At 37.2% G+C, this 10,748-nt stretch carries 9 protein-coding genes and 1 pseudogene; 2 read left to right on the forward strand and 8 right to left on the reverse strand.

What is annotated here, in order from left to right:
- Positions 1–72: 72 nt before the first annotated feature.
- Together kynU and AACZ41_RS17830 are read right to left on the reverse strand one after the other, a co-directional pair.
- On the reverse strand, positions 73–1,341 hold the full coding sequence (gene kynU, locus AACZ41_RS17825; RefSeq protein WP_339629955.1) for a kynureninase: 1,269 nt from the start codon (positions 1,339–1,341) through the stop codon (positions 73–75).
- A gap of 65 nt (positions 1,342–1,406) precedes the next feature.
- A complete protein-coding gene (locus tag AACZ41_RS17830; RefSeq protein ID WP_339629956.1) occupies positions 1,407–1,877 on the reverse strand; it encodes a GNAT family N-acetyltransferase in 471 nt (156 codons plus the stop codon).
- 63 nt (positions 1,878–1,940) lie between these two features.
- Here AACZ41_RS17830 and AACZ41_RS17835 point away from each other — a divergent pair, with 63 nt between their 5' ends.
- Entirely contained in the window at positions 1,941–2,582 is a 642-nt protein-coding gene (locus tag AACZ41_RS17835) for an O-methyltransferase (RefSeq protein ID WP_339629957.1), read from the forward strand.
- Here AACZ41_RS17835 and AACZ41_RS17840 read toward each other — a convergent pair.
- From AACZ41_RS17840 to AACZ41_RS17865, 6 genes are all read right to left on the reverse strand, one after another.
- Positions 2,545–3,120 (reverse strand): phosphatase PAP2 family protein, encoded by a 576-nt coding sequence (locus AACZ41_RS17840; protein ID WP_339629958.1) that lies wholly within the window; start codon positions 3,118–3,120, stop codon positions 2,545–2,547. The two genes, AACZ41_RS17835 and AACZ41_RS17840, sit on opposite strands and share 38 nt — an antisense overlap.
- A gap of 6 nt (positions 3,121–3,126) precedes the next feature.
- On the reverse strand, positions 3,127–3,456 hold the full coding sequence (locus AACZ41_RS17845; protein ID WP_339629959.1) for a twin-arginine translocase TatA/TatE family subunit: 330 nt from the start codon (positions 3,454–3,456) through the stop codon (positions 3,127–3,129).
- Positions 3,457–3,547: 91 nt separating this feature from the next.
- A complete protein-coding gene (locus AACZ41_RS17850) occupies positions 3,548–5,818 on the reverse strand; it encodes a M1 family metallopeptidase (RefSeq protein ID WP_339629963.1) in 2,271 nt (756 codons plus the stop codon).
- A gap of 57 nt (positions 5,819–5,875) precedes the next feature.
- Entirely contained in the window at positions 5,876–6,382 is a 507-nt protein-coding gene (locus AACZ41_RS17855; RefSeq protein ID WP_339629960.1) for a DUF6702 family protein, read from the reverse strand.
- A 49-nt stretch (positions 6,383–6,431) separates the two neighbouring features.
- Positions 6,432–7,205, reverse strand: a complete 774-nt coding sequence (locus AACZ41_RS17860; protein ID WP_339629961.1) for a hypothetical protein — start codon at positions 7,203–7,205, stop codon at positions 6,432–6,434.
- Complete coding sequence (locus tag AACZ41_RS17865) at positions 7,195–7,938, reverse strand: hypothetical protein (protein ID WP_339629962.1); 744 nt, start codon at positions 7,936–7,938, stop codon at positions 7,195–7,197. Before AACZ41_RS17865 ends, AACZ41_RS17860 begins: the two co-directional genes overlap by 11 nt.
- Positions 7,939–8,232: 294 nt before the next feature.
- Here AACZ41_RS17865 and AACZ41_RS17870 point away from each other — a divergent pair.
- Positions 8,233–10,748: pseudogene (locus AACZ41_RS17870) on the forward strand (hypothetical protein); the annotation flags it as partial.

Consider the following 10,748-nt stretch of genomic DNA (forward strand, 5'->3'; position numbering starts at 1 on the left):
TTGGTTGTTGGTTGTTGGTTGTTGGTTGTTGGTTGTTGGTTGTTGGTTGTTGGTTAAAAAAATTAAATGAATTTAATTTGCCAGTACTCCTGCTTTTAAAATTTGCCCGAAACGATACATATCTTCAAATGAAGAATAAAAAGGCGCAGGTGCCAATCGTATAACATTAGGTTCGCGCCAATCGGTAACTACTCCGTTCTCCATCAAATAATTGAACAACGATTTTCCTTGTCCGTGTAAAAAGACAGATAATTGACAACCTCTATCTTTTGGGGTTATAATTTCAAAAGTACTATCGACCTCTTTATCAATTTCATTCAGAATAAATTCTAAATAGGCGACAATTTTATTTCTCTTTTCAATCAATTTGTCCATTCCAACTTCCTCAAACATGGTCAACGATGCCAAATAAGGCGCAACAGACAGTATAGGAACATTACTTATTTGCCATGCATCGGCATTTTCCATGGGCTCAAATTCAGGTTTCATCAAAAATCGAGTTTCTTTTTTTGTTCCCCACCACCCTTCGAATCGTTGAATGTCTTTTTTATTCAGATGTCTTTTGTTTACAAAAACACCCGATGCGTTACCAGGGCCGCTATTCATATACTTGTAACTACACCATGATGCAAAATCGGCATCCCAATCGTGTAATTTCAATTCTACATTACCCACTGCATGAGCCAAGTCCCAGCCTACATTTGCCCCTACTGCTTTCCCAGCTTTGGTAATAGCTTCCATATCCATCACTTGGCCATTATAATAATTAACACCACCTATTAAAACTAGTGCCAATCCATCTCCTAACTCCTCTATTTTCTGAATAATATCTTCCGTTCTCCAATGATGTTCACCATCCCGCTTTTTAATTTCAACAATTGTTTCACCTGGGTCTAAACCATGAAAGCGTACTTGACTCTGAAACATATATTGATCACTAGGAAAAGCTTTCTCCTCACATAAAATTTTAAATCGAGTAGCTGTTGGTCTGTAGAAAGACACCATCAATAAATGTAGGTTTACCGTTAAGGTATTCATCACTGAAACTTCCTCCGGTAATGCTCCCACAACCTTCGCCAATGGTTCGGCTAGGCGCTCATGATAATCCCACCAAGGTTTTTCAGCATAAAAATGACCTTCTACTGCCAGTTCTGCCCAATCTTTCAAAACCTCATCAACAAAACCTTTTGTTCTTTTTGGTTGAAGACCTAAAGAATTACCGGTAAAATATATCACCTCTTTCCCGTTTATTTTAGGGAAAATAAATTCATCTCTATAGCTTCTTAAGTTGTCTTGAGCATCTAACAATTGTGCAAACTCGAGTGTATTTTTAAATTCCATAACCAATTTTATATAAAAGTAATCATAAGCCTATAATCTAACGTGCCCGAATGAATAATTGCTTGCTACGATTTAGTACGCAGTCGCATTTCTATCATGTGTTTTTTGAACCCAACTTTTTCATAGGCACGAATAGCTGGCTCATTCTCGCTATAGACATGTAACCTTATTTCTGTTAAACCAACAGAACTTGCCCATTCTTGCAAACTTGTAACAATTTTACCATTGATACCTTGTCCTCTATATGCTGGTTCGGTATACATAAACCCTAAATAGGCATATGTCTTATGATCAAGATATGGCCGAGCAGGTTTTTCTACGGCATACCCCGAAGCTACAATTTTTTCCTCTTCACAGGCTACCAAAACTATAGCACGCGGATTCAAAATCAATGCTTCTAAATCATAATAACTTACATTGCTATTCTTTATCGTTGGGTCGAAAGGCCGCTCCGCTTTGACAACTTGTTGCTCAAATTGTAAAAGCACCGGTAAATCATTCTTTACAGCTTCTCTTATTTTAATTTCATTGCTCATATTGCACTTTTAAAGAAGGCCTTAAATTAAGGCTTAAAACCCTATTTTTGCAAAAAGAAACGTATGCATTTTATATCGCCACTTTTAGAGAGCTATTTGGCAGATAATTCGCAAGAAGAACCTAAGATATTACAAGACCTTACACGCGAGACGCATTTAAAAGTGATTCAACCACGAATGCTGACAGGCCATTTTCAAGGGCGTGTTCTCAGCTTGTTATCTAAAATCATCAATCCTACTTATATTCTAGAAATAGGCACTTACACCGGCTATTCGGCATTATGCCTTGCCGAAGGATTACGTAAAGAAGGAGAATTACATACAATCGATATAAATGCTGAATTAAAACAAATTCAACGCACATTCTTTGACCGTAGTGATTATGGAAATCAAATAATCCAACATGTGGGTAATGCCTTAGATATTATACCTAAACTTGACATAACTTTCGACCTTGTGTTTATTGATGCAGAAAAAAAACAGTATGATAAGTATCTTGAAAAAGTTTTACCTAGAACAAAATCGGGCACAATCATTCTCTCTGATAATGTCTTGTGGTCTGGCAAAGTTATCGAACCCTTAGACCCAAAAGATACCGCTACAAAGGTATTATTAGATTACAATAAAAAACTAAGTGAACATCCACTTTTAGAAACCGTACTATTGCCTATACGTGATGGTTTGACTTTAAGTAGGGTGAAATAAGTAAGCCATATAACTTACAGAACAACCAAGCAGAAAATATTCCTACCAAGGCACCTACTATTACATCTACCGGAAAATGCACCCCTACGTAAATTCTACTCATGGCAAATAAAATGGGCCATATATAAAATAGGTATACCCATTTGAATTTATGCCTTAGAAACAATACTACAAAAGTAACTACAGAGAAGGATGACGATGCGTGCCCTGAAAAGAAACTGAACCCAGACGGACTCCTTAAAATACGAATTAGGGTATTTAATTCTTCATCGTTGTTTGGCCTCAAACGTGCTACCACGTTCTTGGTCAAATCTGTGAATGTGCTCACGAAAAAGACCATAGCCAAAAGGGTCAAAATCATGAATAATGCTTCGCGTTTCGAAAATTTAATGAAAAAAAGGGAAATAATAAGTGCAAAAAGAGGTATCCAAGGTGGAAACTTGGTGACCGTAGACCAAAATAAATCATACTCCTCAATACCAAGACTGTTAAGATAGACAAAGGTCTCTCGATCCCATTGTAAAATCTTATCGAGCATAATAGATTACTTTCTCTTTATGCTGCCAGTTACGTCAGTGATATTCTTGCCTACATCGCTAATTTGTTTCTTAACATCTTTAGCTAAACCAGAATCAATATCACGCTTCATGTCATCAATATCTTTCTTGATATCCTTTACGAAACTTGTATCAATACCTTGCTTGTCAGCACTCTTTTGAATTTCTTGTTTAATGTCTTCGGTCGCATCCTTCAATTGGCGCATACCCTTACCCAACCCCTTGGCAATACCAGGAATTTTGTCGGCACCAAAAACCATCACTACGATAAACATAATGAAGAAAATTTCTGCGCCACTAATAAATAACGAATACATAGCAATCATACTACAAATATAAACAAGTTTAGTATCGAAATTAAAAAAGCCCTGTATAACTACAGGGCTTTTTAAGAAATAATTTAAAGAATTATTTTCCTTTAATTTCCTCTTTCATTTTATCAAATTCGTTCTCCTGCTCTTTCTTTGGCCAGCTATTGTTCGTAATATCAATATCGGCAGTTTCCATTTTAGGGTCAATTACAACATTTGTAAGTTCTGTAGGAGATGAAATAACCATCATTACCTCTTTAGAATTTTTTCTCCAAATCTCAGGTGGATATGTTATATTTTTTACCGAACCATCTGCATAGGTATATTCTACGATCAATGGCATTGGCAAACCACCTGGACTATTATACGTTATCTCATAGAAATATTTTGGCTCTTTAACCGCAGCTCGTTCAGCTTCGGTCATATTGTCCATCATATATTCTTTTAAGGTTTTGGAAGTTTCAGAAGGATTTATCCCATCTAAAGCAGGATCGTAGCTTTCACTGTCAGAAGACACCAAAAATACTTTCGACATCAAATCACCAGTAACAGGTTTTTTTGCTACCTGATACTTTTTAATGTTCTTCACCCCCATGTCAACAAAATCGGTCGTATAGAACCATCCTCTCCAATACCAATCTAAATCAACTGCAGAAGCATCTTCCATTGTTCTAAAGAAATCTTCCGGTGTAGGGTGCTTAAACATCCAACGGCGCGAATAGGTCTTAAAGGCATGATCAAAAACCTCACGGCCCATTACCGTCTCCCTTAAAATATTCAGTGCAGTTGCCGGTTTGCCGTATGCATTTGGTCCTAACTGGAATACATTCTCAGGATTTGACATAATTGGTGAAATCGTACTTTGATCTCCGCTCATGTAGGGTACGATCTTCGCAGGATCACCTCTTCTAGAAGGGTATTTGCCATTTGGCGCTATTGCCTCAGGATACAATTCTCCGAATTCCTGTTCTGCCATGTACTGCATAAATGTATCTAAACCTTCATCCATCCAACCCCATTGGCGTTCGTCAGAGTTTACTATCATGGGAAAAAAGTTATGGCCTACTTCGTGAATAATTACACTGATCATTCCGAATTTAGTTCTATCAGAATAGCTACCATCTTCGTTTGGTCTACCATAATTCCAACAAATCATTGGATATTCCATCCCTTGATTTTTAGCATGTACAGAAATTGCTTTTGGATAAGGATAATCGAACGTATGAGATGAATACGATTTTAAGGTATGTGCTACAGCCTTAGTTGAATACTCTTCCCATAGTGGGTTACCTTCTTTAGGATACATGGAAACTGCCATAATATCTTTACCTCCTAATTTCACGGCTTGCATATCCCAAATGAATTTTCTGGAAGTAGCAAAACCGAAATCACGAACATTTTCAGCTTTTAGCTTCCAAGTTTTCGTTTTGTTGGAGAATCCTTTTTCAGCCGCTTCCGCTTCCCCTTGGGTAACAATTATTACTGGTTTGTCGTATGACTTTTTAGCTAATTCATAACGACTCATCATTTCTTTTGAGTATACTTCTTTTCTGTTTTGAAGTACACCGGTACCATCTAATACGTGATCTGCTGGCACAGTGATATTCACTTCATAGTTTCCGAATGGGAGCGCAAACTCTCCATTGCCCCAAAATTGATGATTCTGCCAGCCTTCTACATCGCTATAAACTGCCATTCTTGGAAAAAACTGAGCAATCACATAAGCTCTATTTCCATCTTCCTTAAAATACTCATATCCAGACCTAGCTCTATCTACGGTATGATCAGGAATATTGTAATTCCACTTTATATCAAAAGAATATTTTTCGCCACTTTTAAGCGGAGTAGGCAAATCGACACGCATCATAGTGAAATTAATGGTAAATGGCAATGCTTTACCAGAAGCATCCTTTACGTAATCTATATTAAATCCCCCATCAAAAGATTCGGTGATATACTTCTTTACAAAATCTTCAGTATCTTCTGATTGTTTTACAGTACTTCCATTTTTCGATAAAGCTTTTGAATCCTTTGTCCTTATATTCTGATCTAACTGTAACCACAAATATTCTAAGTGATCAGGAGAGTTATTAGTATAGGTAACCGTTTCTTGTCCAAAAATTTTGGCGTCCTTATCATCTAAGCGAATGTCCATCACATAGTCTGCCTGTTGTTGGTAGTAATCTGGCCCTGGTGCGCCAGATGCCGACCTATAGGTATTAGGAGTAGCAAATTCTTCATAAAGTTGCTTAAACTTACTTTGGTTATTATGCCCTGGTTCTTTTTCTTTGGTCACTACTTCTTGAGCAAAACCAACTGCTACAAAAAGAAATAAGACAGAGGCAAACGCGTACTTTATTCTTATCATCATCTATTTATTTAGTGTGCGAAATTTAAAGTTTTTAAAGAGATTTCTTAATATATGTTACAAATTTAACATTCCTTTAGTATGTGATTTTACCAATACATGGCTTTTTTTCTTCCCATTAATATTAAAATGAACCACATTTTGTTGATCATCATAAATATCGGTTAGCACTTCATTTTGAATACCGATTTGCTTCAAATTCTTTAGTGGAACATCTGGCACCTCTAAATAGTAAATAACCATATCGGTATCATATTTTTTACCTATAAATTCGTACTTGACTGTTTCACCATTAATTTCTACCAAAAATTTAGTGCGAATGTATTTCTCTAAATACTCTCTATCGACAGCTGACTCACTATCGGTTCCTAACTTTGAAGGTATACCGTAGCGCTCTTTTAATACAGCATTCATATCATCAATAAAAATTCGGGTAATTATCTGCACCGATTGGTCCTTTTCAGAATAATCAACGTTGGTGACACTGATATAGAACTTATGTGCCCCGGAAAAAGCAAATAGCGGCATTATTAATATTATCAAAGCTTTTCTAAAAAATTTCATATGGTGTTGTTTTAATACATCACTACAAAGCATATGCCAAAAATAGATGTTAATCTAACGAATTGTTTTTTCTATAAATAACACTCTTCTGAAGAAAATAATCCCAAATTTTAATCTGGTCATGAGTATCAACTATTTCTTGAAATTTAGGGTCTACTTCACAGAAATACAGAAAATCATCAATTTTATCTAGCGGTATACCTAAATCATTTTGGTATACACTATCTTCATAAAAATCACGAATACGCTCTGTTCTATCATATAGTTTATTTCTTTCTACCCGCTGCTTCAACATTTTAGTTCGACCGGTAATAGCATTTATTAAAGGGTCGAAACCCATAATTGGGTTGGCTGTTGCAACGGTAAGTTCTCGTTCTGCCTTTGTGGGTATTTTTACATAAGCATTCGGCAGGCCCAAAGTAGAAGCCGTAACAATTGGGTCTAATTCTAAAGTAGCTAAATCTTTTATAAGGTCACCACTAAGGTTATAAGGTGTTACCGTAACTTCGTCTAACTCGGTTAAAGCCTCTTCTAAACCAATGGATACCAACTTACTTTCTAAAATAGAAGTTGATACAATTACAATTTTCTTTTTGTATTGAATTGCAGAAAATTCTAAGGTATCCAATATATGAACGGCAATGGTAAAAAACCCATTTACATCGGTAATGGTCGCTCGCTTTGTCGTTAAATTTAAAACATGTGTAGCAGCTACATCGCCATCAGCGCTATATACTCTACCTTCTAAATTTCTAGGTTCACCAATTTGAGCTACAACTGCAACGCTAAATAATAAAAGTAAAATTAGGAGACTACTCCTCATCTACCCCCTTCAGAAACGATTTACTGTTAGTAACCAAGGCATCAATGAGTTGAAACTCATTTTCTTTCTTAAGTAAAGATTGCGCAGGCATTCTTGTATCGCAGTATATTAAGAACTCATCTATTCTATCTTGAGGTATTGCCAAATCAACTACAAAAAATGAATCATCATATACCTGTCTCAGTACATCACTTACCTTTAATTTAGGTCCGGGTTCATCTGATTCGTTCTGAGACTTGAAAATAGCCCTGAAAATATTAACGAAATTCAAACCATCTTGCATTCCTCTTTCCGATTGAGATAATGAAATGTTCTCTACTTCTGTACTACGATCAATTTCGTATTCATAGGTTTTAAACTCTTCATTCTTCAACTTTAAAAAACGCTCTTGTTGATCTGGTGTAATTACCACTTCATCTAACTCGGTCACCTTTTCATTTACCTCAACAACTAAACGATTATTGGCCAAAATTTCTTCGGTTATGGTAACCACTTTTATATTATAGTTAACCGCGGTAAATACCAACTGATCACCCACCTTCACGTTAATTTTAAAATGCCCTTGGTCGTTGGTAATAGTTGCCCTTTCAGAGGTGGAGTTTATCACATTTTCATTAGGTACGGCAACATTCATATAGATAACAGAACCCATTAAAAGTCGTCTTTCATCATCTTGCGAAAAACCGGCTACTGTTGTAAACAATACTATTAATAAGAGTAATTTTTTGGCCATTATTTTATTTTGAGATAAGAACACCTTTTTAATCAAAGTATTCAGAATATAAAGTAAAGATATGTTAACATGATAAAAAAAAACGCTTCAATAAACTTTTGTTAATTTCTTAAATCAATCTTTAACTTAGATTGACACATAAATCAAGTGCTTTTTTGCTAAAATTCCGCATCCTTTCAACGAAGTTTCTTGTTCTTTAACCAATTAGCATACTATTTAACTTATAAATAAAGCTAGATTAGAAGATAATACTATTTTTGTTTCCCACCATTTTAAGGTTATAAAACGCTTAGTATGAAAGCCATAATATTCTTTATTTTACTTACAATGCTCACAATACCAACCGTATTTGGGCAGATAAAAATAGGTGATAATCCCCAAAATATTGACCCTGCATCTGTACTTGAATTAGAAAGCACTTCAAAAGTGTTGGTGATTACACGAGTCAGTACTCTAGAAATGGAAGCAATAATTCCGCAAAGGGGTGGTATCGTTTATAATACAGACACCGAGTGTATCAATTACTACGATGGCACACAATGGGTGAACCTTTGCGATGCAGTTAATTTCACCATAACCAACGACCCTATAGTTAACAATAGAGCTACTATTGAAATTACCCAAACTGAAGGTGGTTATAATTTAGAGATTGCTAAAAACGGTATACTTGGCGATAATATAGTAGATGGTGGTATTGGGCCAGACGATATACAAGACAATAGTATCACCCAAGAAAAACTAGCTGCAGAATCTGTGGGTTCTAGTGAAATACGTCAGAACGCAGTGGGTTCAGATGAGATACGAGATGGTAGTATCGCACCGACCGATATGGCCAACTTTATACCGGGCCAAGTATTAGTTACCGATGAAAATGGAATAGTTAAGTGGGGAGATGCCGGCGACCTTATGGGTGCAATAGGAGACGAAATAACCATTACCGGAAGTGGTACACCTGCCAGTCCGTTGCAAATTACCGATGGCATACAATTGAATATTTCAAATAATACGGCATTAATTGCAGATCATATTGTTGATGATCAAGATACCGATGACACCAATGAACTTGTAGACTTAACCTTCACCAAATTAACCAATACCTTAAGTATCAGCCAATCGGCGACTCCCGTAGGAGCCTCGGTAGATTTAAGTGGTTTAATAGGTTCTGATGATCAACAATTGACTATTGACGAAAATATCTTATCCCTAGAAGAAGGTGGCCCTGACATTGACCTTACCACCTATTTGGATAATACCGATGAACAAACCTTAAGATTAACAGGTAACAATTTAGAGATATCTGATGGAAACAGTATAATATTACCAATTCCAAATGGTTCTGAAACAAAAGTAAATGCAGGCAATAACATTACTATTACTGGAAATGGAACTACGGCAACACCCTATATCATAAACACACCTAATGCCGTTATACCAAATGGGTCCGAAACAATAGTAAATCCTGGAAATAATATTACCATTACTGGAAATGGAACTACGGCAACACCCTATATCATAAACACACCTAATGCCGTTATACCAAATGGGTCCGAAACAATAGTAAATCCTGGAAATAATATTACCATTACTGGAAATGGAACTACGGCAACACCCTATATCATAAATGCCGCTGATGGAGCAGTGGCAGATGGTACCGAGACAATCGTCAACCCTGGAACGAACATTACCATTACTGGTGAAGGTTCAAATGCAGACCCCTACATTATAAATGCCGCTGATGGAGCAGTGGCAGATGGTACCGAGACAATCGTCAACCCTGGAACCAACATTACCATTACTGGTGAAGGTTCAAATGTAGACCCTTATATAATAAATGTAGTTGGAATTGGCAACAATGCAGAAGATATAACATTTAACCCAACTGGAAATACTACCAGCAATCAAGTTCAATTAGCACTTGAAGAACTACAATTGGAAATTGATGGTATTTCTACAGGTGGCACAGCAAATCCTAACGATGAACTTATAACTAATTTTTCCCTAATCGGTACTGAATTAAATATATCTGAGGGTGCAAATGTTCCACTACCTATAGATTTGGATTTAACTTTTGCCACAGACACCGAATTAGCTAATATAGATGGTTCCGAAACAATTGTTAACGGAAGTCCTACGGTGGGCGTAGCAGGAACTGGTACGGCAGGCGACCCATATGTCCTTACAGCAACCGCGAGTGACGGGTCAGAGACAATCGTTAACGGAAGTGCAACAGTAACGGTGACAGGTACGGGAACGGCAGGTAACCCCTATGTTCTCACGAGTTTGGATACATCAAATGGTTCCGAGACCGTGGTAAACGGAAGTCCTACAGTGGGCGTAGCTGGAACAGGTACAGCAGGAGATCCCTATGTCCTTACCGCAACTGCAGCTGACGGGTCAGAGACAATCGTTAACGGTAGTGCAACCGTAACGGTGACAGGTGCGGGAACGACAGGTAACCCATATGTTCTCACAAGCTTAGATACATCAAATGGTTCCGAGACAATCGTAAACGGAAGTGCAACCGTAACCGTTTCAGGTGCGGGAACGGCAGGTAACCCATATGTTCTTACAAGCTTAGATACATCAAATGGTTCCGAGACAATCGTAAACGGAAGTCCTACGGTAGGCGTTGCAGGAACAGGTACAGCAGGCGACCCTTATGTCCTTACCGCAACCGCGGGGGACGGTTCCGAGACAATCGTTAACGGAAGCGCAACCGTAACGGTGACAGGTGCGGGAACGACAGGTAACCCATATGTTCTTACAAGCTTAGATACATCAAATGGTTCCGAGACAATCGTAAACGGAAG

Origin of the sequence: uncultured Maribacter sp., assembly GCF_963974015.1 — a bacterium.
GTDB lineage: Bacteria > Bacteroidota > Bacteroidia > Flavobacteriales > Flavobacteriaceae > Maribacter.

Bases quoted from the DNA above. Each gene is read 5' to 3' on its own strand.
- kynU (WP_339629955.1), bottom strand. From the start codon at position 1,341: ATGGAATTTAAAAATACACTCGAGTTTGCACAATTGTTAGATGCTCAA.
- AACZ41_RS17830 (WP_339629956.1), bottom strand. From the start codon at position 1,877: ATGAGCAATGAAATTAAAATAAGAGAAGCTGTAAAGAATGATTTACCG.
- AACZ41_RS17835 (WP_339629957.1), top strand. From the start codon at position 1,941: ATGCATTTTATATCGCCACTTTTAGAGAGCTATTTGGCAGATAATTCG.
- AACZ41_RS17840 (WP_339629958.1), bottom strand. From the start codon at position 3,120: ATGCTCGATAAGATTTTACAATGGGATCGAGAGACCTTTGTCTATCTT.
- AACZ41_RS17845 (WP_339629959.1), bottom strand. From the start codon at position 3,456: ATGTATTCGTTATTTATTAGTGGCGCAGAAATTTTCTTCATTATGTTT.
- AACZ41_RS17850 (WP_339629963.1), bottom strand. From the start codon at position 5,818: ATGATAAGAATAAAGTACGCGTTTGCCTCTGTCTTATTTCTTTTTGTA.
- AACZ41_RS17855 (WP_339629960.1), bottom strand. From the start codon at position 6,382: ATGAAATTTTTTAGAAAAGCTTTGATAATATTAATAATGCCGCTATTT.
- AACZ41_RS17860 (WP_339629961.1), bottom strand. From the start codon at position 7,205: ATGAGGAGTAGTCTCCTAATTTTACTTTTATTATTTAGCGTTGCAGTT.
- AACZ41_RS17865 (WP_339629962.1), bottom strand. From the start codon at position 7,938: ATGGCCAAAAAATTACTCTTATTAATAGTATTGTTTACAACAGTAGCC.